Raw genomic sequence first — 25,832 nt, 5'->3', positions numbered from 1 at the left:
CCCTAGTTGTAATGGAAATGTTTATTCTTTGTCAAATCAGATAATTAATTTTATATAAATTGTGTAAATCGTGATCCTAATCACTGTTCAGGGGAAATGTTACCAATCAGTTTGTGTGGGAATTGTAATAAGAATGTGAACCACCTATACTGCCGCCAGGTCTCCGGATTACCCTGAAGTAGGAGCACCCAGCGTTATATAGAACACGTCATTTAAGCATTCAGGATGTTATGTTTAAGTGTGCGATGTGAAGGGTTTCGGCTCTTAACGCTGTCTGATCCCCACCCAGGCCCGGAGGAAGGAAAATAATAAGAGCTGTGTGGGCAAAACCGTGAAAAAACAAAGACCTGTCAATTTGGATCTGCAAACGATTCGATTTCCTGTTACTGCGATAGCGTCCATTTTACACCGAGTCTCTGGCGTAATTACTTTCGTTGCCGTTGGTATCCTCCTTTGGCTGTTAGGTTTGTCTGTATCCTCGCAAGAAGGATTCATGCAAGCGGCGGCTGTCATGAATAGCTTTTTTGTTAAATTCATCTTCTGGGGAATACTCACTGCGCTGGCCTATCACATTTGCGGTGGCATCCGTCACTTGTTAATGGATTTCGGCTATATCGAAGAGAGCTTGGCCGCGGGGACCCGCTCCGCCCAAGTAGCAATGGTGTTAACCTTGGTGCTGTCAGTTTTAGCTGGAGTCCTTGTATGGTAAGCAATGCTTCTGCGTTAGGGCGTAATGGAGTACACGACTGGCTGTTACTACGTGCTTCTGCGATCGTCATCACTCTGTATGTTCTCTATATTCTGGGCTTTGTTGTTATTGTCCCAGACATCACCTACGAAATCTGGCGTGGCTTCTTTGCTTCGCACATCACAAAAGTGTTTACCCTGCTGACATTGCTGTCGATTCTGGCTCATGCCTGGATTGGTCTGTGGCAGGTATTAACGGACTATATAAAGCCGATAGCGGTACGTCTGGTGTTACAACTGGCCGTCGTGATTACGCTGCTGGTCTATCTACTGTATGGAACAATTGTGGTGTGGGGTGCTTAAATGAAACTGCCGGTCAGAGAGTTTGATGCTGTTGTTGTGGGTGCAGGCGGCGCAGGTATGCGCGCAGCACTGCAAATTTCACAAATGGGGTTGTCTTGTGCCCTGATATCTAAAGTTTTCCCGACCCGTTCCCATACCGTATCTGCGCAGGGGGGTATTACTGTCGCACTGGGTAACACCCATGAAGATAACTGGGAATGGCATATGTATGACACGGTAAAGGGTTCCGATTATATCGGTGACCAGGATGCCATCGAATATATGTGTAAAACCGGCCCGGAAGCTGTTCTTGAACTGGAACATATGGGGTTACCGTTTTCGCGCTTAGAAGATGGCAGCATTTACCAGCGGCCATTCGGTGGGCAGTCACTCAATTTCGGCGAAGGGCAAGCGGCACGTACTGCGGCTGCGGCTGACCGTACTGGGCATGCACTGTTACATACCCTTTATCAGCAAAACCTGAAAAATCACACCACTATTTTCTCCGAGTGGTATGCGCTGGATTTAGTGAAGAATCAGGACGGCGCTTTTGTTGGCTGTACTGCTATCTGCATTGAAACCGGTGAAGTGGTTTATTTCAAAGCACGGGCTACTGTGTTGGCGACCGGCGGTGCCGGGCGTATTTATCAATCAACCACTAATGCGCACATTAATACCGGTGACGGCGTAGGCATGGCTTTGCGTGCCGGGGTTCCGGTGCAGGACATGGAAATGTGGCAGTTCCACCCGACAGGTATTGCCGGGGCGGGTGTATTGGTGACTGAGGGCTGTCGTGGTGAAGGCGGTTATCTGCTGAATAAACACGGCGAGCGCTTTATGGAACGCTATGCTCCGAACGCCAAAGATTTGGCGGGTCGTGATGTTGTTGCGCGTTCTATTATGATTGAAATCCGTGAAGGTCGTGGTTGCGATGGCCCGTGGGGCCCTCATGCCAAACTGAAATTGGATCACTTGGGTAAAGAGGTACTGGAGTCCCGCCTGCCGGGTATTCTTGAGTTATCTCGCACCTTTGCGCATGTTGACCCAATCAAAGAGCCTATTCCGGTAATCCCAACTTGCCATTATATGATGGGCGGGATCCCAACCAAAGTGACCGGTCAGGCCATCACAGTAAATGAAAAGGGTGAAGATGTTGTTATCCCCGGTCTATTTGCTGTCGGTGAAATCGCCTGTGTTTCCGTCCACGGAGCGAACCGCTTGGGGGGGAACTCATTGCTAGACTTGGTGGTATTTGGTCGTGCCGCCGGTATGCATCTGCAAGAGTCATTGATGGAGCAGGGCCCTAGCCGCGATGCCAGTGACTCAGATATTGAAGCGTCATTGGATCGTATGAACCGCTGGAATAACACGCGTTCAGGTGAAGATCCTGTCGAAATCCGTAAAGCATTGCAATCTTGTATGCAGCATAACTTCTCGGTGTTCCGTGAAGGTGATGCGATGGCGAAAGGGTTGGAAGAACTGAGAACTATCCGCGAACGTCTGCAAAATGCCCGTCTGGATGACACTTCTAGCGAGTTCAATACCCAGCGTATTGAATGTCTGGAATTGGATAACTTGATGGAAACTGCGTTTTCCACCGCCGTGTCTGCAAACTTCCGTACCGAAAGTCGTGGCGCACATAGCCGTTTCGACTTCCCGGAACGTGATGATGCGAACTGGTTGTGCCATTCGCTGTATTTGCCTGACACTGAAAGCATGACCCGCCGTGAGGTAAACATGCAACCTAAGCTACGCGCGGCATTCCCGCCGAAAGTGCGTTCTTACTAATGCATGTGTTGTGTTGATAGGGTTAAATCTAACCCGTTGCGGAGGAAAAGGTCATGAAACTTGAGTTCTCAATTTATCGCTATAACCCGGACGTCGATAACGCGCCGCATATGCAGGATTACACGTTAGAGGCGGAAGAAGGCCGGGATATGATGTTGCTGGATGCCCTTATCCAGTTGAAAGAAACAGATCCGACGCTATCGTTTCGTCGCTCATGTCGTGAGGGCGTTTGCGGCTCTGACGGTTTGAATATGAATGGCAAAAATGGCCTGGCATGTATTACGCCAGTTTCAGCTTTGCAAAAAGGTAATAAAAAGATTGTGATTCGCCCATTGCCGGGGTTGCCGGTCGTGCGGGATTTAGTGGTCGATATGGGGCAGTTTTATACTCAGTACGAGAAGATTAAACCTTACCTGTTGAATGACGGCAAAAATCCACCGGCACGTGAGCATTTACAGTCACCTGAACAGCGCGAAAAATTGGATGGTTTGTATGAATGCATCCTATGCGCCTGTTGCTCAACATCTTGTCCGTCGTTCTGGTGGAATCCGGATAAGTTTGTTGGCCCGGCAGGGTTATTGGCGGCCTATCGCTTCCTGATAGATAGCCGCGATACTGAAGCAACAGCACGTTTGGATGATCTGGACGACGCTTTTAGTGTTTTCCGCTGCCATAGCATCATGAATTGTGTCAGTGTTTGTCCTAAAGGCCTTAACCCGACCAAAGCAATTGGCCACATTAAGTCTATGTTGTTACAGCGAAGTGCTTGATAGCTACAGCGTAGTGCATGATAAGCCCTGCGCAGCAGATGATAGTTGCAACGCAGTACATGATATGAGTTTATTAACCCGGGGAATGTTTTCCCGGGTTGCTTAAAGGTAGGGAATCTCTAAAAACCGGCAAGCTGTCCGTTTTTAGAGGTTCCTTGAACGGGACCGTTAAGGTCCATAACAGAACGTGCATTGAGCACGTCGAGTGAACCGTTTTTACGGCAAACCGTTGATATTACGGTGTATATGTTAACCACGGCGAAAACTGAAGCTTCAAAGCTTAAGGGATCATGATGCAGAACGGCGCAATGAAGGCCTGGCTGGATTCCTCCTATCTGGCGGGCGCGAACCAGTCCTACATAGAGCAGCTCTATGAAGACTTTTTAACCGATCCTGGTTCCGTTGATGATAGTTGGCGTTCAATTTTTCAACAACTACCTACAACGGGTGTAAAACCTGATCAGTTCCACTCTCAAACACGTGAGTATTTCCGTCGCTTGGCGAAGGATCCCTCTCGTTATAACTCATCCATCAGCGATCCTGAAAATGATGCCAAGCAAGTTAAGGTGTTGCAGTTAATCAACGCCTTCCGCTTCCGCGGTCATCAACATGCCAACCTTGACCCACTCGGTTTGTGGAAGCAGGAGTCTGTTCCAGACCTTGATCCTGCTTATCACCATCTGACCGAAGCTGATTTCCAGAACACCTTCAATGTCGGTTCTTTTGCTATTGGCAAAGAAACCATGAAGCTGTCTGATTTGTATGCAGCCCTGAAACAGACCTACTGTGGCTCGATTGGCGCTGAATACATGCACATTACCAACACCGAAGAAAAACGTTGGCTTCAGCAGCGTATTGAGTCGGTCGTCGGCAAACCTGTATTCAGCGATGAAGAGAAGCGCCGTTTTCTGAGCGAACTGACTGCAGCTGAAGGTTTGGAGCGTTATTTAGGGGCTAAATTCCCTGGTGCTAAGCGTTTCTCACTGGAGGGCGGCGATTCGCTGGTCACCATGCTGAAAGAAATGATTCGCCATGCCGGTAAAAATGGAACACGTGAAGTGGTTCTGGGAATGGCGCACCGTGGCCGCCTGAATGTATTGATTAACGTGTTGGGTAAGAAACCGGAAGATTTGTTCGATGAATTCGCCGGCAAGCATAAAGAGCATTTAGGGACGGGTGATGTTAAATATCACCAAGGTTTCTCCTCTGATGTGGAAACCGAAGGCGGTTTGGTTCACTTAGCACTGGCCTTTAACCCATCACATCTGGAAATTGTTAGCCCAGTTGTTATCGGCTCCGTCCGCGCACGTCGTGATCGTTTGGATGAAGCCCGCAGCAATATGGTACTGCCAATCACCATTCATGGTGATGCGGCGATTGCCGGGCAGGGCGTAGTACAAGAAACCTTGAACATGTCTCAGGCCCGTGGTTATGAAGTGGGCGGGACTGTGCGCATTGTCATCAATAACCAGATTGGTTTCACCACCTCGAATCCACTGGATGCGCGCTCCACGCAATACTGTACTGATATCGCCAAAATGGTACAGGCCCCGATTTTCCACGTGAATGCTGATGATCCTGAAGCTGTGGCGTTTGTTACCCGTCTGGCGTTGGATTTCCGTAACACCTTTAAACGTGACGTGATGATCGACCTGGTTTGTTACCGTCGCCATGGGCATAACGAAGCCGATGAGCCAAGTGCAACACAGCCGGTGATGTATCAGAAGATCAAAAAACACCCGACGCCGCGCAAAATCTATGCTGACAAGCTGACCGAGCAAAATATCGCCAGCCTGGAAGATGCCACGGAAATGGTCAACTTGTACCGTGATGCACTGGATAGCGGTGAGTGTGTGGTGGAAGAGTGGCGTCCGATGAATCTGCAATCCTTTACTTGGTCACCGTATCTGAACCATGAATGGGATGAAGAGTATCCGAGCAAAGTTGATATGAAACGCCTGCAAGATCTGGCACGCCGTATCAGCCATGCACCAGAAGCCGTTGAAATGCAATCACGTGTTGCCAAAATCTATGGCGATCGCGCCTTGATGGCCAGTGGCGAGAAGCTATTTGACTGGGGCGGTGCGGAAACATTGGCATATGCCACCTTGGTAGATGAAGGTATTCCGATTCGTTTATCTGGTGAAGATGCCGGGCGCGGAACATTCTTCCATCGCCACGCTGTGATTCATAACCAGAAAAATGGCTCTGTTTACGTGCCATTGGCTAACGTACACAGTGGACAAGGTGATTTCCAGGTATGGGACTCAGTGTTGTCGGAAGAAGCTGTTTTGGCGTTTGAATATGGCTATGCCACAGCAGAACCGCGCACTCTGACTATCTGGGAAGCGCAGTTCGGTGACTTTGCCAACGGTGCTCAAGTGGTTATCGACCAATTTATTAGCTCTGGCGAACAGAAATGGGGCCGGATGTGTGGTTTGGTCATGCTGTTGCCGCACGGGTATGAAGGGCAAGGCCCGGAGCACTCCTCTGCTCGGTTGGAGCGCTATCTGCAGCTTTGTGCCGAACAAAATATGCAGGTGTGTATCCCGTCAACACCAGCACAGGTTTACCACATGATTCGCCGTCAGGCATTACGTGGTATGAGACGTCCGCTGGTGGTCATGTCACCTAAGTCATTGTTGCGTCACCCATTAGCGGTATCATCGTTGGATGAGTTGGCCAATGGCAGCTTCTTGCCTGCAATTGGTGAAATTGATGACTTGGACCCGAAAGGTGTCAAACGTGTCGTGATGTGCTCTGGCAAAGTTTACTATGATCTGCTGGAACAGCGCCGCAAAAATGGGCAAACCGATGTTGCTATCGTGCGCATCGAGCAGCTTTATCCATTCCCACATCAAGCGGTGCAAGCGGTGTTGGAACAATTTGCTCATGTCCATGATTTCGTTTGGTGTCAGGAAGAGCCGCTGAACCAGGGCGCCTGGTATTGCAGTCAACATAATTTCCGCGAAGTGATCCCATTTGGGGCTTCCTTGCGTTATGCAGGCCGCCCAGCCTCAGCTTCACCGGCGGTTGGATACATTTCCGTACACCAGAAACAACAACAAGCTCTGGTTAATGACGCGCTGACAGTTGAATAGCGACCGGTTAACACATAAAGGATAGAGAATGAGTAGCGTAGATATTAATGTTCCTGACCTCCCTGAGTCTGTCGCCGATGGATCTGTTGCAACCTGGCACAAAAAACCGGGCGATAGCGTCAAACGTGATGAAGTACTGGTTGAGATTGAAACTGACAAAGTGATTCTGGAAGTTCCTGCCAGTCAGGACGGCATTTTGGATGCCATTTTGGAAGACGAAGGCGCAACAGTCATTTCACGTCAAGTGTTGGGCCGTATTCGCCCAAGTGATAGTTCCGGCCTGCCGACGGAAGAGAAAAGCCAAAGCACCGAGTCCACTCCTGCTCAGCGCCAAACCGCCAGCCTGGAAGAAGAAAGTAATGATACCCTCAGCCCGGCGATTCGTCGTCTGATTGCTGAGCATGACCTTGATGCATCAGCCATTAAAGGCAGTGGTGTAGGCGGTCGAATCACCCGTGAAGACGTTGACAGCCATTTGGCTACTCGCAAATCAGCTCCAGCCGCAGCAGAAACTAAAGTTGAAGCGACTGCACCGGTTGCCGCTCTTGCTGGCCGCAGCGAAAAACGTGTGGCGATGACTCGTTTGCGTAAACGTGTGGCTGAGCGCCTGCTGGAAGCTAAAAACAGCACCGCCATGTTAACCACGTTTAACGAAATCAACATGAAACCCATCATGGATCTGCGTAAGCAGTATGGTGAGGCTTTCGAGAAACGCCACGGTGTTCGTTTGGGCTTTATGTCCTTCTATATCAAGGCGGTTGTTGAAGCACTGAAGCGCTATCCAGAAGTGAATGCTTCTATTGATGGCGAAGATGTGGTTTATCACAATTACTTTGATGTCAGCATTGCTGTTTCGACTCCACGTGGCCTGGTTACCCCGGTATTGCGTGATGTAGATACTATGGGCATGGCGGATATTGAGAAGAAAATCAAAGAACTGGCTGTAAAAGGCCGTGACGGCAAACTGAAAGTTGAAGAACTGACCGGCGGTAACTTCACCATTACCAATGGCGGCGTATTTGGCTCATTGATGTCGACTCCGATCATTAACCCACCACAAAGCGCGATCCTTGGCATGCATGCCATTAAAGATCGCCCAATGGCGGTAAATGGTCAGGTAGTGATTCTGCCAATGATGTATTTGGCACTGTCCTACGACCACCGTTTGATTGACGGCCGCGAATCCGTTGGTTATCTCGTGACGGTGAAAGAGATGCTGGAAGATCCAGCTCGCTTACTGCTCGACGTATAAAAAAGATAAATGACAAGGTCAGTCTGATTGCAAGGTGTTGATGACCTGCCTCCGCGCAATCAGGCTACCTAGTAGGCTTCGGCCCAACTCAGACCTTATATGGATAGAACATCATGAATTTACACGAATATCAGGCAAAACAACTGTTTGCTCGGTATGGCATGCCAGCACCAACTGGCTACGCTTGTACTACACCGCGTGAAGCAGAAGAAGCCGCATCTAAAATCGGTGCTGGCCCGTGGGTGGTTAAATGTCAGGTACATGCTGGTGGCCGCGGTAAAGCGGGCGGCGTGAAACTGGTTAACAGCAAAGAAGATATTCGTGCTTTCGCTGAACAGTGGCTGGGTAAAAAACTGGTCACTTATCAGACTGATGCAAATGGTCAGCCGGTTCACCAAATTTTGGTTGAAGCTGCGACTGATATCGACAAAGAGCTGTATCTGGGTGCGGTTATTGACCGTAGCTCCCGTCGCGTGGTGTTTATGGCATCCACCGAAGGCGGCGTTGAAATTGAAAAAGTTGCCGAAGAAACCCCAGAGCTGATCCACAAAATCGCATTGGATCCGTTGACTGGCCCGCAGCCTTACCAAGGCCGTGAATTGGCATTCAAACTGGGCTTGACCGGTAAGCAAGTCGCTCAGTTCACAAAGATCTTCATGGGTCTGGCAACCATGTTCCTGGAACGTGATTTGGCAATGGTTGAGATCAACCCGCTGGTTATTACCAAGCAGGGCGATTTGGTTTGTTTAGATGGCAAACTCGGTGCTGATGGTAATGCTTTATTCCGTCAGCCTGAATTGCGTGAAATGCGTGATCCAAGTCAGGAAGATGCTCGCGAAGCCCATGCAGCACAGTGGGAACTGAACTATGTCGCGCTGGATGGCAACATTGGTTGCATGGTAAACGGTGCTGGTCTGGCAATGGGCACAATGGACATCGTGAAACTGCACGGTGGTGAACCCGCTAACTTCCTGGATGTTGGCGGCGGCGCAACCAAAGAGCGCGTGACTGAAGCCTTCAAAATCATTTTATCTGATGACAAAGTGAAAGCCGTTTTCGTAAACATCTTCGGCGGAATTGTGCGTTGTGACCTGATTGCTGACGGCATCATTGGTGCGGTTGAAGAAGTGGGTGTTAACGTGCCTGTAGTTGTTCGTCTGGAAGGGAATAACGCCGAACTGGGTGCCAAAAAACTGGCAGACAGCGGTTTGAATATCATTGCTGCGACCAGCCTGACAGATGCGGCTCAGCAAGTTGTAGCGGCAGTGGGGGCTAAATAATGTCTATTTTAATTGATAAAAACACCAAAGTTATTTGCCAGGGGTTTACTGGTAGCCAAGGGACTTTCCACTCCGAACAAGCTATTGCTTATGGCACAAAAATGGTTGGCGGTGTTACGCCAGGCAAAGGCGGAACTCAACATTTGGGTCTGCCAGTATTCAATACTGTACGTGAAGCCGTAGATGCAACCGGTGCTACTGCGTCTGTTATCTATGTGCCAGCACCATTCTGTAAAGATTCGATTCTGGAAGCTATCGATGCTGGCATCAAGCTGATTATTTGTATCACCGAAGGTATCCCGACGCTGGACATGCTGGTGGTCAAAGTCAGATTGGAGCAGTCTGATGCGCGTATGATTGGCCCGAACTGCCCAGGCGTTATCACGCCAGGCGAATGTAAGATTGGTATTATGCCAGGCCACATTCATCTGCCGGGCAAAGTGGGTATCGTTTCTCGTTCAGGGACGTTGACTTATGAAGCGGTAAAACAGACGACTGACATCGGTTTTGGTCAGTCGACGTGTGTCGGTATTGGCGGTGACCCAATCCCAGGTTCTAACTTTATTGATATCTTGAAGTTGTTCCAAGAAGACCCGCAAACGGAAGTTATCGTGATGATTGGTGAAATTGGTGGTAACGCAGAAGAAGAAGCGGCCGCTTACATCAAAGATCATGTGACCAAACCTGTCGTGGGTTATATCGCCGGTGTTACTGCACCAAAAGGCAAGCGCATGGGCCATGCGGGTGCCATTATTGCTGGTGGTAAAGGAACTGCAGATGATAAATTTGCTGCTCTGGAAGCTGCAGGTGTGAAAACCGTCCGTAGCCTGGCTGAAATCGGCAATGCGGTGAAAGCTGTTTACCAAAGCAACAAATAGTCCTGTTATATAAAAAGGCCACCTTTGGGTGGCCCTTTTATTATCTATGACCCGTCCTAAATAGCGTTGACACATTTAACTCGGATACTGAGGAAAATGTGATGAACCAATATGTTAAACGTACCCAACGCGATTACTCTCTATCCTTTAAATTGGCCGTTGTCGAACAGGTCGAAAAAGGTGAAATGACTTGTCGTCAGGCCACTGAACGTTATGGTATCCAGGGAAATGCCACCGTGATCAACTGGTTACGCAAATACGGTCAACTCGACTGGCTTTCCCCCTCTCCTGCAAGAAAGTGCGGAGCCAACATGCCAAAAATACCGCTTACTCCCGAACAGCGGATTAAAGAACTCGAACAGCAACTCGCTGAATCTGAAGTCAAAGCTCAGTTTTTTGAAGCCGTCGTGAAAGTGATGAATAACGACTTCGGAGCCACCCTGACAAAAAAGCAGTTGGCCGCCTTATCACGCAAACACAAACGCCGGGACTCACAATAACGCGAGTCTGCCAGTTTATGGGGATTAGCCGGCAGGCGTGGTATCAATCCTTGCAGCGAGAGCGCGAAAGAGAAAAGCAGGCACAGCGCGTCGTAGAGCAAGTCACGGCCATCCGGCTGCACCAGCCGCGACTGGGCACGCGTAAACTGCATTATTTGTTGTGGCAACGGCCAGAACCTGCGCTGCACGTTGGTCGGGACCGCCTCTTTGAGATACTGCGTTGCTCGCGATTACTGGTACAGCCCAGGCGGGCATATCACAAGACGACAAATAGCCATCACCGCTTTTACCGTCACCCTAACTTACTGAAGTCAGGAGAGAAACAGATTATTGCCCGCCGCCCAGAACAGGTGTGGGTAGCGGATATCACCTACCTTCCACTACAAACGGGAACGGCATACGTGAGTCTGGTCACGGATGCCTGGTCGAGAAAAATCGTGGGATATCATGTGCATGACAGCCTGCATACCTGCCATGTGGCCAAAGCGCTCAAAATGGCGCTGACAGGCAAGCGCAGCACACACCCGCTGGTACATCACTCAGACCGGGGTATCCAGTATTGCTCGAAGGAATATCAGGCGTTACACCAACGTCATGGCATCATCTGCTCGATGACGGACGGGTATGATTGCTACCAGAATGCGCTGGCAGAACGGGTCAATGGGATATTGAAAATGGAATATCTGGTTGTTAAACCAGAAGATATCGTGCAGGCAAGAAAGATGGTGAGGGAGTCGGTGGAGATTTACAACACACGTCGGCCACATCTGTCGCTACAATACAAAACGCCCGATGAAGTTCACCGGGCGTTATAAGGCTAAAAAGTGTCAACCTATAGCAGGACTAGTCACTAATCAGAATTTATTTAACGCCGAGATTAATACAATATCCGTTTGTGCCTGTTGTTTGGTCTGTTCATCACTACTGCTAGAAACTTTTTGCTGCAATGCTCCCAAGGCGGCATCGTAACTGGCTTTATCCTTAAACAACTTATCTTTAATATTTATTGACGCAATATTGGTATAGCGGCCATCTGCGGTCGCGGGCACTGCAATTTTGCCATCATTAATCAGGTGTTTAACAATCTGGCGTTCTGTTTCATAGCCTTCTAATCCGACCAAATGCCAGCGCTGTTGAGGTTTCCCCTCATATTTCCCCGCTTTAACATCTGTTAGATAACGAATAGTCAGATTACGAATAGTGCCTTCTTCTTCACCGTATTGGGCTTTGCTATCTGACAATATCGGGAATGTTTGCCCTTCGAGTACCCCACCCTTTTGTGTCAAATGTCCCATCCGATAACTGTTCATGCCCAGATGAATAGGCGTGGTATCGGTGACGGGTGTGCCGTCATTGAGACGCAAGTTGGTGATACGGGAGCCTACGGGCTGACGTAAATCAATGGTGTAGGTCACACCATCAAAGAAGTCATTGGTGGAGTATTTGGAGGAGCGGCGCTGCGGGTTAAAGCTATAAGTTACATCGCCAGGCTTAACTTGGTTAAAGTAGTCAGCCGACCATTCCATATACTGCTTCAATTGTTTGCCAGTCAGGACGTAAACGGTTATTTCACCGCCGGCATATTGATAGTTAAATGCAATGTCTTTGGCAGTGATATCACCGACATCCATTTTGGGGCGGTCATTATCAATCTGTAAGGCAATCACCTGGGCTTGCGGGGCATAGTAATGCGCCGCTTCTTGATACAATGCGCTGATGCCGGTGTCCTGCACATGGACTTGTGGAATACCTTTAATTTCATTAGGTGGCACCAAATTTGTGCCGATCAGTTTCGCAATCACCCGATTAGCATTGGCGCGCAAAATGTCGTGGTAAGGCTGATAGATAGCCTCCAGCGTTTTATCAGATTCAATATCTTTGATGGGGTAGGTGTAGCTGTCTTTCTCTATCAGATGATATTTCCCATCACGCTGTTCAAATTTCAGGTCAATACGCGACAGCGCACGGCCATATTTATCCGGCTCAGTAATAATGACACCATTGACCACAGCCTTATCAATCTTCACATGCATATGGCCAGCGACGATGGCTGCAAGCTCGGGATTGGCTTTGGCTATATCACTGACACCGGTCCCTGGCCGCTGGTTTTCATTGTCGATCCCCATATGGGCCACCAAAACAATGGCATCTACCTGTGGTTGGATTTGCTGGATAACCTTTTTCACTTCCTGTACTGGATCAGTGAAATGGATACCATTGATTCGATCGGTGCCCTGAGCAAACTCAGCGGTCATGGGAGTATCCATCCCGATGATGCCGATTTTAACCCCTTGGCGCTCAATGATTTTATAAGCGGGTAGGTAAGGTTTACCCGAATCCCAGAAGATATTGCCAGCCAATGCTTTGCCATCAAATTGTTTTAGCGACGTCGAAAGGACTTTTAGGCCAAAATCAAACTCGTGATTACCCATCACCCATGCATCGTATTTCAAGGCATTAAAGCCAAGGATCATCGGGCTAATAGGTTCATTCTTAAAGGTTTCAACAAAGTTGCCCTGAATAGTATCACCGGCATCCACCAGAATGATATTCGGCTGCTCGGCCCGTATTTTGTGCACTTTGGTCGCGATTTGGCTCAAGCTACCCGCCAGATTTTCACTGTCACTGGCATAGTCCCACGGCACAAAGGTGCCATGCAGATCAGAAGTCCCCAGAATGGTGATATCAACTTGTTGCGCAGCGAAAGTAGGGGAGGTGATGCAGAGTAATGTTGTGAGTGCTATTTTTTTCATTGTAGAGGATTCAATATTTTATCAGGCAATAGCACTTTATCATGCAACAAAATGGCAACATTTGCGAACGCTTCCCTCAGAATGGGCTAATATATTCATATAAAACGTAGAAATGTGATTTAACTCACCCTGAAAATATTAAATTTAAAAGTTAATCTGGATCGCATAATAACGACGTAATAAAGCATTAACTAAACCATAAAATTACATTTTATTAACAGCTCGGGATTATATAAAAACAATCGAACTTTTAATTAACATCAAAAAGAATTAATTGTTCTAAATCAACTTTTGAATATGGCAATAATGTTCATATGAGCTTAAATTGTTTTGGATCAAACTACGGCATGATAGGTAAATGGCCTATTTGTTGACCTGTATCCAGAACTCAACGCTGGGTCACGTAAAATCCTATTTATTGTGTGGGATTAGAAGCGTACTATTACCGCGGTGTAATACTGGGTAGTTGATATTGTTATTTTTGTTGTGTTTTTTTGGGCATTCACTGCGGGTAATAACGAAGCTTCCAATATAGCGGAGGTCGAGTTGCCGCAAGTCGGAGTCTTCCTGCGAGGAGCAAGGAGTCAAGATGTTTGATATTGTCGAACTGTCACGGTTACAGTTTGCCTTAACGGCAATGTACCATTTCTTATTTGTCCCACTAACGCTGGGTATGGCGTTTATGTTGGCAATTATGGAATCGGTTTATGTGCTGTCTGGCAAACAAATCTATAAAGATATGACCAAGTTCTGGGGTAAGTTATTTGCGATTAACTTTGCTCTGGGTGTTGCTACTGGTCTGACTATGGAGTTCCAATTCGGGACTAACTGGTCATATTTCTCACATTACGTCGGTGATATTTTCGGTGCCCCTCTGGCTATCGAAGGTTTAATGGCGTTCTTCTTAGAATCTACTTTCGTCGGTCTGTTCTTCTTCGGTTGGGATCGTCTGAGCAAACACCAGCATTTGGCCGTAACCTGGCTGGTAGCTTTAGGCTCTAACTTCTCTGCGCTATGGATCTTGGTTGCTAACGGCTGGATGCAAAACCCGATTGCATCTGACTTCAACTTTGAAACCATGCGTATGGAAATGCTGAGCTTCTCAGAGTTGGTGCTAAACCCAGTTGCTCAGGTGAAATTTGTTCACACTGTTGCAGCAGGTTATGTCACCGGTGCGATGTTTGTTCTGGGTATCAGTTCTTACTATCTGTTGAAAGGCCGTGATATTCCGTTCGCCAAACGTTCTTTTGCTATCGCAGCAAGCTTTGGCTTAGCTGCCGTGTTGTCCGTTATTGTACTGGGTGATGAATCTGGTTATGAAATGGGTGACGTGCAGAAAACTAAACTGGCTGCAATTGAAGCTGAATGGGAAACTCAGCCACCTCCGGCAGCCTTCACGCTATTTGCGATTCCTAACCAGGAAACAATGGAAAACCGGTTTGCGGTTCAAATTCCATTCGCCTTGGGGATAATTGCAACCCGTTCATTGGATACTCCGGTCATCGGCTTACGTGATTTGATGTCTCAGCACGAAGTCCGTATCCGTAACGGTATCCAAGCTTACAGTCTGCTAGAAAAATTACGTGCGGGTAATACTGACCCTGCCGTACGTGAAGCATTCAGTAAGGCTAAACAAGATCTGGGCTACGGTCTCTTACTGAAGCGTTATACACAAAACGTCACTGATGCCACTGAAGAACAGATCCAGCTAGCAGCACAGGACTCTATTCCACGTGTTCTGCCGCTGTACTTCGCCTTCCGTATCATGGTGGCTTGTGGCTTCCTGATGTTGCTTATCATCGGTCTGGCATTCTATAACGTAGTGCGCGGCCGGATTGGTGAGAAGAAATGGTTACTGCGTGCGGCATTGTTCGGTATTCCATTACCGTGGATTGCAGTAGAAGCAGGTTGGTTTGTGGCGGAATATGGTCGCCAACCATGGGCCATCGGTGAAGTGCTGCCGACAGCAATTGCAAACTCATCTGTCACCGCAGGGGATATTCTATTCTCCATGGGGCTGATTTGTGGTTTGTACACGCTGTTCCTGGTGGCAGAAATGTACCTGATGTTCAAATTCGCGCGCCTTGGGCCTAGTAGCCTGAAAACTGGCCGCTATCATTTTGAACAGCCGACTGCCCCAGTGCAGGAAGCACGGTAAACAGGAGTCCACTTATGTTTGATTATGAAGTATTACGATTTATCTGGTGGCTGCTGATCGGTGTGCTACTGATTGGTTTCGCAGTCACCGATGGTTTCGATATGGGTGTCGGTATCCTGCTGCGTATCATCGGTAAGAATGATACAGAACGTCGTATTATGATTAACTCGATTGCCCCCCACTGGGATGGTAATCAGGTTTGGTTGATAACCGCGGGTGGGGCGCTGTTTGCGGCCTGGCCAATGGTCTATGCCGCCGCATTCTCCGGCTTCTATATTGCGATGATTCTGGTGTTGGCTGCGTTATTCTTCCGCCCGGTCGGTTTTGACTACCGCTCGAAAGTGGAAGATAACCGCTGGCGCAACATGTGGGACTGGGGCATTTTTGCGGGTAGTTTTGTACCTGCGGTGGTGTTCGGTGTGGCGTTCGGTAACTTGCTGCAAGGTGTGCCGTTCCACATGGACAGCTACATGCGCCTGTTCTACACCGGTAACTTCTTCCAGTTACTGAACCCGTTTGGCTTACTGGCCGGGGTTGTCAGCTTAACCATGCTGGTCACTCAAGGTGCAACTTACCTGCAAATGCGTACTCGCGGTGAGTTACATTTACGCTCCCGTGCTGCTGCGCAGATCTCGGCGTTAGTGATGAGCGTTGCCTTCTTGCTAGCCGGTATTTGGTTAGTAAAAGGTATTGATGGTTTTGTTGTGACTTCAGTACTGGATACAGCCGCTGAATCTAACCCGATGCGCAAAGAAGTGGCACATCAGGCGGGTGCATGGTTGATTAACTTCAACAAGTATCCAAGCCTGTGGGCGCTGCCAGCACTGGGCGTGATTCTGCCACTGTTCACCATTTTGCTATCGCGCTTTGAAAAAGGGGCTTGGGCCTTCCTGTTCTCATCACTGACCATTGCCTGTGTCATCTTGACTGCCGGGGTCACTATGTTCCCGTTTGTTATGCCGTCAAGCACAGTGCCAAATATCAGCCTGACAATGTGGGATGCGACATCTAGCCTGTTAACGCTGAAAGTGATGACCATTGTTGCGATAATCTTTGTCCCTATCATTCTGATTTACACCAGTTGGTGTTACTACAAGATGTTTGGGCGCATTGATAAAGACTTTATCGAAAACAACAAGCATTCACTGTACTAAGGAGCATAAAGCATGTGGTATTTTGCCTGGATTCTAGGGACACTTCTGGCCTGCTCCTTTGGTATCATTACTGCTCTGGCGCTGGAGCAGAGTGAAGCCAATGCAGCAGCGAAAGCCGCTAATAATGGCGAAGATGATGTTGTCCGATAAGCTATATGAGTTAATGGATAAGGGCCCACTGCGGGCCCTTTCACTGGTGCTCGCATTTGCTGTGGCTTTCTGTGTGTTTTGGGATCCTTCGCGTTTCGCGGCGGCAACCAGCTCACTTGAAGTCTGGCAAGAGGCCTTTATTGTGTGGGCCGTGTGTACCGGTGTGATTCATGGCGTTGGTTTTCGTCCAAAACGGATGTGGTTGCGTGCTTTTTTCTCACCACTTCCAGCAATTGTGATCTTGGGCGCGGGATTATTCTACTTTTTTGTCTAATCTTGCAACGTTTCGCCTAATCTGAACACAATCTCTCCTTTATGGGCCGCCTGGCCCATAATTATTTTCGTTCTATTCTCGCAAGTGATTCCAAAGCTTAACGCTCTTCAGTATAGTGTGTCCGTTAACTGCATTACTGGGAAGTAGAGTGAGTAATACGTTGTTTCGATGGCCGGTTCGTGTCTACTTTGAAGACACCGATGCTGGTGGTGTGGTTTACCACGCACGCTACGTTGCCTTTTACGAAAGGGCGCGCACAGAAATGTTGCGCCAACGCAATTTTCACCAGCAGCAATTGCTCAGTGAGCATGTCGCTTTCGCTGTCCGCCGCATGACGGTAGAATACCTGGCGCCCGCACGTCTTGATGATATGCTGGACGTTCAGAGTGAAATTACCGCAATGCGTGGGGCTTCTCTCACGTTTGCTCAACGAATTCTCGACTCACATGGCAATCTTCTGAGTAGTGCAGAAGTATTGATCGCATGTATCGATCCACACCAAATGAAGCCAAGAGCGCTTCCTAAGTCTATTGTCGCGGAGTTTAAGTAGTGGCTGACATGAACATTCTGGATTTATTCCTGCAGGCAAGCCTATTCGTTAAGCTTATCATGCTGGTATTGATGGGCTTTTCTATTGCTTCATGGGCGATCATCATTCAGCGAACGCGTATTCTGAATGCTGCGACCCGCGATGCAGAAGCTTTCGAAGACAAATTTTGGTCCGGCATCGAGCTGTCTCGGCTGTATCAAGAGAGTCAGGCTCGCCGTGATACGCTGGGTGGTTCCGAGCAAATCTTCCATTCCGGATTTAAAGAGTTTGCTCGTTTGCATCGCGCAAACAGCCATGCGCCCGAAGCCGTTATTGATGGGGCTTCCCGTGCCATGCGCATCTCGATGAACCGTGAGTTAGAAGCGCTGGAAACTCATATTCCTTTCCTTGGTACTGTCGGCTCAATCAGCCCGTATATCGGCCTGTTTGGTACAGTATGGGGGATTATGCATGCCTTTATTTCTCTGGGTGCAGTCAAGCAGGCGACACTTCAAATGGTCGCGCCAGGTATTGCTGAAGCACTGATTGCGACCGCGATTGGTCTGTTTGCCGCAATCCCTGCTGTTATGGCTTATAACCGCCTGAATCAGCGTGTGAATAAACTTGAACAAAACTATGACAACTTCATGGAAGAGTTCATTGCTATTCTGCATCGCCAGGCTTTTGCCAGCGCCGAGAGCAAATAAGTAGGGGGTCGTATGGCGCGAGTACGTGGTCGTAAGCGGCGCGAGCTTAAGTCTGAAATTAACATTGTTCCCTTGCTTGACGTCTTACTGGTGCTATTGCTGATTTTTATGGCGACAGCACCGATTATCACGCAAAGCGTTGAGGTGGACTTACCTGACGCCACGGATTCTAAAACAGTCTCCAGTGATGATAATCCTCCGGTGATTGTCGAAGTATCAGGTGTGGGCCAATACTCGCTGGTTATTGACCATCAGCGGATGGAGCAACTGCCCTCAGAACAAGTGGTGGCAGAGGCTCAAGCAAGGTTAAAATCGAATCCGAAAACTGTATTCCTGATCGGCGGCGCGAAAGAGGTTCCTTATGATGAAATTATTAAGGCCCTCAATATGTTGCATCAGGCTGGAGTCACATCGGTGGGCTTAATGACTCAACCGATATAAATTTGCGTTGATATTGGCTGGATTGATAGTCAGTCCAGTCAGTAGATACCCTGTTTTTAGCAGTTCCGTTTTTTAGCAATAGATCGCGGACATCGAGTGTGGAAATCGAGCGTGGGTAAGGCAACCGAGCAAAATGATAAGCTGAATCGCGCTGTTATAGTGTCGGTGGTTCTGCACATCATATTGATTGCCCTGTTGATTTGGGGCTCTCTGACGCAGACGACTGAAATGGGCGGCGGCGGTGCTGGCGGTGAAGTTATTGACGCCGTCATGGTCGACCCAGGAGCGGTGACAGAGCAATATAACCGTCAGCAACAGCAGCAGACGGACGCTAAACGGGCGGAACAGCAACGCCAGAAGAAAGCAGAGCAGCAAACAGAAGAGTTGCAGCAAAAGCAGGCGGCAGAACAACAGCGCCTGAAAGAATTGGAAAAAGAGCGTCTGCAAGCGCAAGAAGATGCAAAGCAGGCGGCTGAAGAACAGAAGAAACAAGCTGCGGAACAGCAAAAAGAAGCCGCTGAGCAACAGAAAACCGCTGCCGCCGCCGCTGCTAAAGCAAAAGAAGAGCAGAAGCAGGCTGAGGCCGCTGCGGCTCAAGCTAAAGCGGAAGCCGATAAACTGGTGAAAGCGCAGGCTGAAGCTCAGAAAAAAGCGGAAGCTGAGGCCAAAAAAGAGGCCGCTGTCGCCGCTGCGGCGAAGAAACAAGCTGATGCTGATGCGAAGAAAGCCGCAGAAGCTGCTGAAAAGGCCGCAACAGACGCCGCTGAGAAGAAAGCTGCTGCTGATGCTGAGAAGAAAGCAGCAGCTGACGCTAAAAAAGCCGCAGCAGCTGAGGCCAAGAAAAAAGCGGCAGCAGAAGCTTCTGCTGCAACAGATGTTGATGACTTGTTTGGCGGCTTGGCAAACTCTAAGAATGCGCCGAAAAGTGGGTCAGGTGCTGGAGCTGCTGCTGCCGGTAAAGGCGGTGGTAAGAAGAGCGGGGCATCAGCGGGTGATATCAGTGGCTATTTGGGCCAGGTGACCGCCGCTATCCAAAGTAAATTTTATGATGCAGATCTTTACAAAGGCCGTACCTGTAATCTGCGAATTAAATTAGCACCAGATGGTCTATTAATTGATGTTAAAGCAGAAGGGGGCGACCCGGCACTGTGCCAGGCTGCTATCGCTGCGGCGAAACTTGCTAAAATACCTAAACCTCCAAGTCAGGATGTTTATGAAGTGTTTAAGAATGTTCCACTTGATTTTAAACCGCAATAAAGCTTGATTGGCAGTGTATAACTCTGTCAATCAACCATAGATTATGTAGTTTTGTTTGCGTTGGTTTGTTAAAATTCTGCTAATTATCGCGGGCATCCCGCTCGGATAAGGGAGATAAGATGAAGCAGGCATTTCGTGTTGCGCTAGGCTTTTTAGTTTTATGGGCTTCTGTTTTACACGCAGAAGTTCGAATTGAGATTACCCAAGGGGTAGACTCCGCTCGTCCAATTGGGGTTGTTCCATTCAAATGGATGGGGCCGGGTACACCACCTGAAGAAATCGGCGCTATTGTTGGCGCGGATTTACGTAACAGTGGCAAATTTAACCCAATTGATGCGGCTCGTATGCCACAGCAACCTTCTACTGCGGCGGAAGTCACGCCAGCGGCTTGGACGGCGTTGGGTATTGATGCTGTAGTTGTTGGTCAGGTGCAACCAAGTGCTGATGGTAGCTATGTGGTTTCTTACCAGTTAGTTGATACTTCTGGTGCGGCCGGTAGCGTTTTGGCGCAAAATCAGTATAAAGTGACCAAACAGTGGTTGCGTTATGCCGCGCATACTGCCAGCGATGAAGTATTTGAAAAGCTGACCGGGATTAAAGGTGCTTTCCGCACCCGTATTGCTTATGTGGTGCAAACCAACGGCGGCAAATTCCCACATGAATTGCGGGTTTCTGATTACGATGGCTACAATCAGTTTGTGGTTCACCGTTCTCCAGAGCCTTTGATGTCACCAGCCTGGTCTGCAGATGGTAGCAAAATTGCTTACGTCACTTTTGAGAGTGGCAAATCAGCACTGGTTATCCAGACGCTGGCTAATGGTGCAATTAGACAAGTGGCTTCATTCCCACGTCATAATGGTGCGCCAGCCTTCTCACCGGACGGTTCTAAACTGGCCTTCGCTTTGTCTAAAAGCGGTAGCTTGAACTTGTATGTTATGGACTTGGGCTCAGGCCAAATTAGTCAGGTAACTGATGGCCGTAGCAATAACACAGAACCAAGCTGGTTCCCGGATAGCCAAAATCTGGCTTATACCTCGGATCAGGGCGGTCGGCCACAAGTGTATAAAGTGAATATTAATGGCGGTGCGCCGCAGCGAATCACGTGGGAAGGTTCTCAGAACCAGAACGCAGATGTGAGTCCTGATGGTAAGTTCCTGGTATTGGTTAGTTCCAATGGTGGGGCACAACACATCGCTAAACAGGATCTAGTAACGGGAGCCGTTCAAGTGTTAACGGACACGTTCCTGGATGAAACGCCTAGTATCGCGCCTAACGGCACCATGGTTATCTATAGCTCGACACAAGGGCTGGGAGCCGTGTTACAGCTGGTCTCGACTGATGGGCGTTTCAAAGCGCGTCTTCCGGCAACTGATGGACAGGTCAAATTTCCTGCCTGGTCGCCGTATCTGTGATGCATGTGTAAATACGTATGTATGGCAAACTATAAAAAAGGATCAAAGAGATGCAACTGAACAAAGTGCTGAAAGGGCTGATGTTGGCATTGCCAGTTCTGGCTATCGCTGCTTGTAGTTCTAACAAAAGCGCAAATAATGACCAATCTGGCATGGGCGCTGGCACTGGTACAGAAAATGGCAGCAACCTGTCTTCCGAAGAGCAAGCGCGTCTTCAGATGCAAGAACTGCAAAAGAACAATATCGTTTACTTCGGTTTCGATAAATACGATATCGGTTCTGACTTCGCTCAAATGCTGGATGCACATGCTGCATTCCTGCGTAGCAACCCATCTTACAAAGTTGTTGTTGAAGGCCACGCGGATGAACGCGGTACGCCAGAATACAACATCGCGTTGGGCGAGCGTCGTGCTAATGCAGTGAAAATGTATCTGCAAGGTAAAGGCGTTTCTGCTGACCAGATCTCTATCGTTTCTTACGGTAAAGAAAAACCAGCAGTACTGGGCCATGACGAAGCAGCGTTCGCTAAAAACCGTCGTGCAGTTCTGGTTTACTAAGAGAATCGCATGAACAGTAACTTCAGACGTCACTTAGTGGGTCTGTCGTTACTGGTTGGCGTAGCGGTCCCATGGGCCGCTACTGCCCAAGCGCCAATCAGTAATGTCGGCTCCGGCTCGGTAGAAGATCGGGTCACTCAACTTGAGCGTATTTCCAACGCTCACAGCCAACTATTAACTCAACTTCAGCAACAACTATCAGATTCACAACGTGATGTAGATAGTTTACGCGGTCAGATCCAAGAAAATCAGTATCAGCTCAATCAAATTGTTGAGCGGCAAAAACAGATCTATCAGCAGATGGATGCCCTGAGCAGTGGTCAGGGGGCTTCAACAGCAGCTCCTGCGGCTGCTGGCGCTGCAACAGATAATTCAGCGGCTGGGAGTTCTGATACTGCAGCTTCAGGCGCTGCTACGGCTACAGCGGCTCCTGCAGCAAGTACTGGTGATGAAAACAGCGATTATAATGCGGCCGTTTCGCTGGCTCTTGAGAAAAAGCAATATGATCAAGCGATCACTGCTTTCCAAGGTTTTGTGAAACAGTATCCAAAGTCGACTTACCAACCTAACGCCAATTATTGGTTAGGGCAGTTGTATTACAACAAAGGTAAGAAAGACGACGCTGCTTATTATTATGCTGTTGTTGTAAAGAATTATCCGAAGTCCCCAAAAAGTTCAGAAGCCATGTTTAAAGTTGGGGTGATCATGCAGGATAAAGGCCAAAGTGATAAAGCGAAGGCCGTTTATCAACAAGTGATCAAGCAATATCCCAACACTGATGCTGCTAAACAGGCACAGAAACGTTTATCTGCTCTTTAGCTTTTTTCGAGCCCAGTAATTGGTCTTATTGACTAATTTCTGGGCTTTAGCGAGTGAAGAACAAGCAGTTAGACGTCTTTACAGAAATTTAAGTTGCACTGTGAAGAGAAATTAGTAATATATGCCGCCGTTGCCAAGACAACTTGTAAAACGTTAAAGCAGCAGGAAATTATAGTCCGCAGTAAACATAATGGGTCGTTAGCTCAGTTGGTAGAGCAGTTGACTTTTAATCAATTGGTCGCAGGTTCGAATCCCGCACGACCCACCATTATGAAGATGCAAAATAGTGAAAAGTAAGCAGTACCGCATGACAGCGGGTCGTTAGCTCAGTTGGTAGAGCAGTTGACTTTTAATCAATTGGTCGCAGGTTCGAATCCCGCACGACCCACCATTCTTTCGTAGTTGTGTTTGAATGTCAGAAGTTGAAATCATCGCATAGATATTCCTCTTCCTGTTTTGTCTAAAATACCTCGAGTGGATTTGTTCCGCGCGACGGGTAGCGAATTATCATCAAGCAGTAAACATAATGGGTCGTTAGCTCAGTTGGTAGAGCAGTTGACTTTTAATCAATTGGTCGCAGGTTCGAATCCCGCACGACCCACCATTATGAAGATGCAAAATAGTGAAAAGTAAGCAGTGCCGCATCACAGCGGGTCGTTAGCTCAGTTGGTAGAGCAGTTGACTTTTAATCAATTGGTCGCAGGTTCGAATCCCGCACGACCCACCATTCTATCCAGTATCGTAATACTCCCCGAAACTCAGAATCCGCATATTACACAATGTCTTGTGGGTGTGACCCTGCGTTCAGGAGTGTCCTAACAATCATCTTCACCGTTTTGCTTAATCACCTCGCTATCTTTCGCTATTTCCTTTTCATCCTAAATATAACCCCTATAATCCTCTAATATCCTTTCCGCTACTCAATTTCCCACCTCATTTTTAACTCTATTAAACATTTTTGCCATTATCAGACAAAATCGGGCGACTTTTTACTTGATATTGAGTATTTTGTTTAGGATAAAAAACAAACCAATCTTACTGGCGGCCTGATAGGTATCGTGGCTCCGGAATAACTGGCAATTAGAGATGTGAGCGATGAGCGAAACTTTTGATGTGAATGCGGCTATTTACCCTTTCCCAGCGCGGCCTGTCCCGCTGGATGTGGACCAAAAAGCCTTTTACCGTGAGAAAATCAAAACACTGCTGAAGCAACGCGATGCTGTGTTAGTCGCTCACTATTATACTGACCCCGAAATTCAGGCCTTGGCCGAAGAGACTGGCGGCTGTGTTGCCGATTCGCTGGAAATGGCGCGATTTGGTAACAACCACCCCGCGTCAACTTTGCTGGTCGCCGGCGTCCGTTTTATGGGGGAAACGGCCAAAATACTCAATCCTGAAAAGCAAGTATTAATGCCGACCCTCAATGCTGAATGTTCACTGGATTTAGGCTGCCCTGCTGATGAATTTGCTGCATTTTGCGACAGCCACCCTGACCGCACCGTCGTGGTGTACGCCAATACCTCGGCAGCCGTAAAAGCCCGGGCTGATTGGGTCGTCACTTCCAGTATTGCCGTTGAGCTAATTGAGCATCTCGATAGCTTGGGTGAGAAGATAATCTGGGCGCCGGATCGCCATCTGGGTAGCTACGTGCAGAAAAAGAGTGGTGCAGATGTATTGTGTTGGCAGGGGGCTTGTATCGTCCATGACGAGTTTAAGACCCAGGCGTTGGCCCAGATGAAAGCATTACATCCCGATGCTGCGGTGTTGGTTCACCCAGAGTCGCCACAAGCGGTAGTCGATATGGCTGATGCGGTCGGCTCAACCAGCCAACTGATTCAGGCGGCCAAAACACTGCCCCAGAAAAAACTGATCGTGGCAACGGATCGGGGCATTTTTTATAAAATGCAGCAGGCTTGCCCAGATAAAGAGTTATTTGAAGCACCGACAGCGGGCGAAGGTGCAACTTGCAGAAGCTGTGCGCATTGCCCGTGGATGGCGATGAATGGCCTCAGAGCGATTGCTGAGGGCCTGGAGCAGGGCGGAGTGATGCATGAGATACATGTTGATGAAAAATTGCGTCAGCAGGCGCTGATACCGCTAAATCGCATGTTGGATTTTGCCAACCAGTTGAAGCTCCAGATCAAAGGCAATGCGTAAACATTTATTCTTTTTAAAATGATTATCACGATAAAACAGTTGTATTAACCGCAAAAAGGACCCCAGATGGATTTCTTCAGTACGAGCAACATATTGGTGCATATCCCGCTGGGAGCGGGGGGATATGACCTTTCATGGATAGAAGCAATTGGGACGCTGTTTGGGTTGCTGTGTATCTGGTTTGCCAGCAAAGAGAAAATCATCAACTACCTGTTTGGTTTGATTAACGTGACATTGTTCGCGGTGATTTTTTTCCAGATTCAACTCTACGCTAGCTTGTTATTACAACTGTTCTTCTTTGTTGCCAATATTTATGGTTGGTATGCCTGGAGCAAACAAACTTCTGATAACCAAGCTGAATTGAAAATTCGTTGGCTATCTTTACCGAAAGCATTGGCTTGGGGCGCAGTTTGTGTGGCGGGTATCGCCTTGATGACGTTGCATATTGATACTGTATTTGCCTGGTTGACCCGCGCCGCAGTGACCGTGATGCAAAGTTTGGGAGCCAATGTCCAAATGCCTGAGTTGCAGCCGGATGCCTTCCCATTCTGGGACTCCACCATGATGGTCTTATCTATTGTGGCAATGATTTTGATGACCCGTAAGTATGTTGAAAACTGGCTGATTTGGGTGGTTATTGATGTCATCAGTGTGGCAATTTTTGCTTATCAGGGCGTTTATGCCATGGCGCTGGAATATGTATTACTGACACTGATTGCATTGAATGGCTCTTGGCTGTGGATCAAGAGTGCGGCGCGAAATCATTCACGCCCACTGTCCACCCAGAGTGATTAATACTTCTGCCCAATAGCTGTTGATGGCAGGTCAGTCAGGCGAAGTTCTGCCGAGTATTTGTCTGACTGATT

Annotated in this window: 23 protein-coding genes and 4 tRNA genes; 26 read left to right on the top strand and 1 reads right to left on the bottom strand. The window is 48.3% G+C overall.

What is annotated here, in order from left to right:
• The first annotated feature begins 319 nt into the window (after positions 1 to 319).
• The 9 genes from sdhC (at position 320) to F0T03_RS15080 (ending at position 11,413) form a co-directional block, all read left to right on the top strand.
• A complete protein-coding gene (sdhC, locus tag F0T03_RS15120) occupies positions 320 to 709 on the top strand; it encodes a succinate dehydrogenase cytochrome b556 subunit (protein WP_050112713.1) in 390 nt (129 codons plus the stop codon).
• Positions 703 to 1,050 (top strand): succinate dehydrogenase membrane anchor subunit, encoded by a 348-nt coding sequence (gene sdhD / locus F0T03_RS15115; RefSeq protein ID WP_145554412.1) that lies wholly within the window; start codon positions 703 to 705, stop codon positions 1,048 to 1,050. Before sdhC ends, sdhD begins: the two co-directional genes overlap by 7 nt.
• Positions 1,051 to 2,817 carry a succinate dehydrogenase flavoprotein subunit gene (gene sdhA, locus F0T03_RS15110; protein ID WP_145554413.1) on the top strand — a complete coding sequence of 589 codons (1,767 nt, stop codon included), beginning with the start codon at positions 1,051 to 1,053 and terminating at the stop codon, positions 2,815 to 2,817.
• A 53-nt stretch (positions 2,818 to 2,870) separates the two neighbouring features.
• Positions 2,871 to 3,587 carry a succinate dehydrogenase iron-sulfur subunit gene (locus tag F0T03_RS15105; protein WP_145554414.1) on the top strand — a complete coding sequence of 239 codons (717 nt, stop codon included), beginning with the start codon at positions 2,871 to 2,873 and terminating at the stop codon, positions 3,585 to 3,587.
• A gap of 293 nt (positions 3,588 to 3,880) precedes the next feature.
• Positions 3,881 to 6,688, top strand: a complete 2,808-nt coding sequence (gene sucA, locus F0T03_RS15100; protein ID WP_159680930.1) for a 2-oxoglutarate dehydrogenase E1 component — start codon at positions 3,881 to 3,883, stop codon at positions 6,686 to 6,688.
• 28 nt (positions 6,689 to 6,716) lie between these two features.
• Positions 6,717 to 7,940: a 2-oxoglutarate dehydrogenase complex dihydrolipoyllysine-residue succinyltransferase gene (gene odhB / locus F0T03_RS15095; protein ID WP_145554415.1), complete on the top strand. Its 1,224-nt coding sequence runs from the start codon at positions 6,717 to 6,719 to the stop codon at positions 7,938 to 7,940.
• A gap of 113 nt (positions 7,941 to 8,053) precedes the next feature.
• On the top strand, positions 8,054 to 9,220 hold the full coding sequence (gene sucC, locus F0T03_RS15090) for an ADP-forming succinate--CoA ligase subunit beta (protein WP_050098873.1): 1,167 nt from the start codon (positions 8,054 to 8,056) through the stop codon (positions 9,218 to 9,220).
• Entirely contained in the window at positions 9,220 to 10,098 is an 879-nt protein-coding gene (gene sucD / locus F0T03_RS15085) for a succinate--CoA ligase subunit alpha (protein WP_038634652.1), read from the top strand. The genes sucC and sucD overlap by 1 nt, the downstream gene beginning before the upstream one ends.
• A 101-nt stretch (positions 10,099 to 10,199) precedes the next feature.
• Positions 10,200 to 11,413, top strand: a protein-coding gene (locus F0T03_RS15080; protein ID WP_425511039.1) for an IS3 family transposase whose coding sequence is annotated in 2 segments (ribosomal slippage) — positions 10,200 to 10,542 and positions 10,542 to 11,413 — 1,215 coding nt in all. Because the reading frame shifts where the segments join, the coding sequence is not laid out codon by codon here.
• A 39-nt stretch (positions 11,414 to 11,452) separates the two neighbouring features.
• Here F0T03_RS15080 and F0T03_RS15075 read toward each other — a convergent pair.
• Positions 11,453 to 13,351 carry a bifunctional metallophosphatase/5'-nucleotidase gene (locus F0T03_RS15075; protein WP_159679263.1) on the bottom strand — a complete coding sequence of 633 codons (1,899 nt, stop codon included), beginning with the start codon at positions 13,349 to 13,351 and terminating at the stop codon, positions 11,453 to 11,455.
• 589 nt (positions 13,352 to 13,940) lie between these two features.
• On the opposite strand from F0T03_RS15075, the gene cydA reads away from it, so the two are divergent.
• From cydA to pnuC, 17 genes are all read left to right on the top strand, one after another.
• On the top strand, positions 13,941 to 15,509 hold the full coding sequence (gene cydA / locus F0T03_RS15070) for a cytochrome ubiquinol oxidase subunit I (protein WP_145552916.1): 1,569 nt from the start codon (positions 13,941 to 13,943) through the stop codon (positions 15,507 to 15,509).
• Positions 15,510 to 15,523: 14 nt separating this feature from the next.
• Entirely contained in the window at positions 15,524 to 16,663 is a 1,140-nt protein-coding gene (gene cydB, locus F0T03_RS15065) for a cytochrome d ubiquinol oxidase subunit II (RefSeq protein WP_159679261.1), read from the top strand.
• 12 nt (positions 16,664 to 16,675) lie between these two features.
• A complete protein-coding gene (gene cydX / locus F0T03_RS15060; RefSeq protein WP_004393309.1) occupies positions 16,676 to 16,813 on the top strand; it encodes a cytochrome bd-I oxidase subunit CydX in 138 nt (45 codons plus the stop codon).
• The gene (ybgE, locus tag F0T03_RS15055; RefSeq protein ID WP_181952298.1) at positions 16,800 to 17,087 is read left to right on the top strand and encodes a cyd operon protein YbgE; all 288 of its coding nucleotides are present in this window, start codon (positions 16,800 to 16,802) and stop codon (positions 17,085 to 17,087) included. The genes cydX and ybgE overlap by 14 nt, the downstream gene beginning before the upstream one ends.
• Before the next feature lie 148 nt (positions 17,088 to 17,235).
• A complete protein-coding gene (gene ybgC, locus F0T03_RS15050; protein ID WP_145552922.1) occupies positions 17,236 to 17,637 on the top strand; it encodes a tol-pal system-associated acyl-CoA thioesterase in 402 nt (133 codons plus the stop codon).
• A complete protein-coding gene (tolQ, locus tag F0T03_RS15045; RefSeq protein WP_004393307.1) occupies positions 17,637 to 18,323 on the top strand; it encodes a Tol-Pal system protein TolQ in 687 nt (228 codons plus the stop codon). Before ybgC ends, tolQ begins: the two co-directional genes overlap by 1 nt.
• Positions 18,324 to 18,335: 12 nt before the next feature.
• Positions 18,336 to 18,764, top strand: a complete 429-nt coding sequence (gene tolR / locus F0T03_RS15040) for a colicin uptake protein TolR (RefSeq protein ID WP_004393306.1) — start codon at positions 18,336 to 18,338, stop codon at positions 18,762 to 18,764.
• A 111-nt stretch (positions 18,765 to 18,875) separates the two neighbouring features.
• Positions 18,876 to 20,021 carry a cell envelope integrity protein TolA gene (gene tolA, locus F0T03_RS15035; RefSeq protein ID WP_162526960.1) on the top strand — a complete coding sequence of 382 codons (1,146 nt, stop codon included), beginning with the start codon at positions 18,876 to 18,878 and terminating at the stop codon, positions 20,019 to 20,021.
• Between the two features lie 119 nt (positions 20,022 to 20,140).
• Positions 20,141 to 21,433, top strand: coding sequence for a Tol-Pal system beta propeller repeat protein TolB (gene tolB, locus F0T03_RS15030; RefSeq protein ID WP_159679259.1), 1,293 nt, complete (start codon positions 20,141 to 20,143; stop codon positions 21,431 to 21,433).
• Between the two features lie 50 nt (positions 21,434 to 21,483).
• Positions 21,484 to 21,990, top strand: coding sequence for a peptidoglycan-associated lipoprotein Pal (gene pal, locus F0T03_RS15025; RefSeq protein ID WP_004393299.1), 507 nt, complete (start codon positions 21,484 to 21,486; stop codon positions 21,988 to 21,990).
• Positions 21,991 to 21,999: 9 nt separating this feature from the next.
• Positions 22,000 to 22,809: a cell division protein CpoB gene (cpoB, locus tag F0T03_RS15020; protein ID WP_159679257.1), complete on the top strand. Its 810-nt coding sequence runs from the start codon at positions 22,000 to 22,002 to the stop codon at positions 22,807 to 22,809.
• Positions 22,810 to 23,001: 192 nt separating this feature from the next.
• Positions 23,002 to 23,077, top strand: a tRNA-Lys gene (locus F0T03_RS15015).
• A gap of 47 nt (positions 23,078 to 23,124) precedes the next feature.
• Positions 23,125 to 23,200 (top strand) — tRNA-Lys (locus tag F0T03_RS15010).
• A 137-nt stretch (positions 23,201 to 23,337) separates the two neighbouring features.
• Positions 23,338 to 23,413, top strand: a tRNA-Lys gene (locus F0T03_RS15005).
• A gap of 47 nt (positions 23,414 to 23,460) precedes the next feature.
• Positions 23,461 to 23,536, top strand: a tRNA-Lys gene (locus tag F0T03_RS15000).
• Positions 23,537 to 23,904: 368 nt separating this feature from the next.
• Positions 23,905 to 24,966: a quinolinate synthase NadA gene (gene nadA / locus F0T03_RS14995; RefSeq protein WP_145554736.1), complete on the top strand. Its 1,062-nt coding sequence runs from the start codon at positions 23,905 to 23,907 to the stop codon at positions 24,964 to 24,966.
• Between the two features lie 66 nt (positions 24,967 to 25,032).
• Entirely contained in the window at positions 25,033 to 25,761 is a 729-nt protein-coding gene (pnuC, locus tag F0T03_RS14990) for a nicotinamide riboside transporter PnuC (protein WP_145554737.1), read from the top strand.
• Positions 25,762 to 25,832: the final 71 nt, after the last annotated feature.

This window comes from Yersinia canariae, from assembly GCF_009831415.1.
GTDB classification, from domain to species: Bacteria; Pseudomonadota; Gammaproteobacteria; order Enterobacterales; family Enterobacteriaceae; genus Yersinia; species Yersinia canariae.
Note: the sequence above shows the minus strand (reverse complement) of the source record. Positions and strands in the feature narration are given on the sequence as shown.

What these genes read in the sequence shown, in the direction of transcription:
- sdhD (WP_145554412.1), top strand. Translation starts at nt 703, where the DNA reads ATGGTAAGCAATGCTTCTGCGTTAGGGCGTAATGGAGTACACGACTGG.
- sdhA (WP_145554413.1), top strand. Translation starts at nt 1,051, where the DNA reads ATGAAACTGCCGGTCAGAGAGTTTGATGCTGTTGTTGTGGGTGCAGGC.
- F0T03_RS15105 (WP_145554414.1), top strand. Translation starts at nt 2,871, where the DNA reads ATGAAACTTGAGTTCTCAATTTATCGCTATAACCCGGACGTCGATAAC.
- sucA (WP_159680930.1), top strand. Translation starts at nt 3,881, where the DNA reads ATGCAGAACGGCGCAATGAAGGCCTGGCTGGATTCCTCCTATCTGGCG.
- odhB (WP_145554415.1), top strand. Translation starts at nt 6,717, where the DNA reads ATGAGTAGCGTAGATATTAATGTTCCTGACCTCCCTGAGTCTGTCGCC.
- sucC (WP_050098873.1), top strand. Translation starts at nt 8,054, where the DNA reads ATGAATTTACACGAATATCAGGCAAAACAACTGTTTGCTCGGTATGGC.
- sucD (WP_038634652.1), top strand. Translation starts at nt 9,220, where the DNA reads ATGTCTATTTTAATTGATAAAAACACCAAAGTTATTTGCCAGGGGTTT.
- F0T03_RS15075 (WP_159679263.1), bottom strand. Translation starts at nt 13,351, where the DNA reads ATGAAAAAAATAGCACTCACAACATTACTCTGCATCACCTCCCCTACT.
- cydA (WP_145552916.1), top strand. Translation starts at nt 13,941, where the DNA reads ATGTTTGATATTGTCGAACTGTCACGGTTACAGTTTGCCTTAACGGCA.
- cydB (WP_159679261.1), top strand. Translation starts at nt 15,524, where the DNA reads ATGTTTGATTATGAAGTATTACGATTTATCTGGTGGCTGCTGATCGGT.
- cydX (WP_004393309.1), top strand. Translation starts at nt 16,676, where the DNA reads ATGTGGTATTTTGCCTGGATTCTAGGGACACTTCTGGCCTGCTCCTTT.
- ybgE (WP_181952298.1), top strand. Translation starts at nt 16,800, where the DNA reads ATGTTGTCCGATAAGCTATATGAGTTAATGGATAAGGGCCCACTGCGG.
- tolR (WP_004393306.1), top strand. Translation starts at nt 18,336, where the DNA reads ATGGCGCGAGTACGTGGTCGTAAGCGGCGCGAGCTTAAGTCTGAAATT.
- tolB (WP_159679259.1), top strand. Translation starts at nt 20,141, where the DNA reads ATGAAGCAGGCATTTCGTGTTGCGCTAGGCTTTTTAGTTTTATGGGCT.
- pal (WP_004393299.1), top strand. Translation starts at nt 21,484, where the DNA reads ATGCAACTGAACAAAGTGCTGAAAGGGCTGATGTTGGCATTGCCAGTT.
- cpoB (WP_159679257.1), top strand. Translation starts at nt 22,000, where the DNA reads ATGAACAGTAACTTCAGACGTCACTTAGTGGGTCTGTCGTTACTGGTT.
- nadA (WP_145554736.1), top strand. Translation starts at nt 23,905, where the DNA reads ATGAGCGAAACTTTTGATGTGAATGCGGCTATTTACCCTTTCCCAGCG.
- pnuC (WP_145554737.1), top strand. Translation starts at nt 25,033, where the DNA reads ATGGATTTCTTCAGTACGAGCAACATATTGGTGCATATCCCGCTGGGA.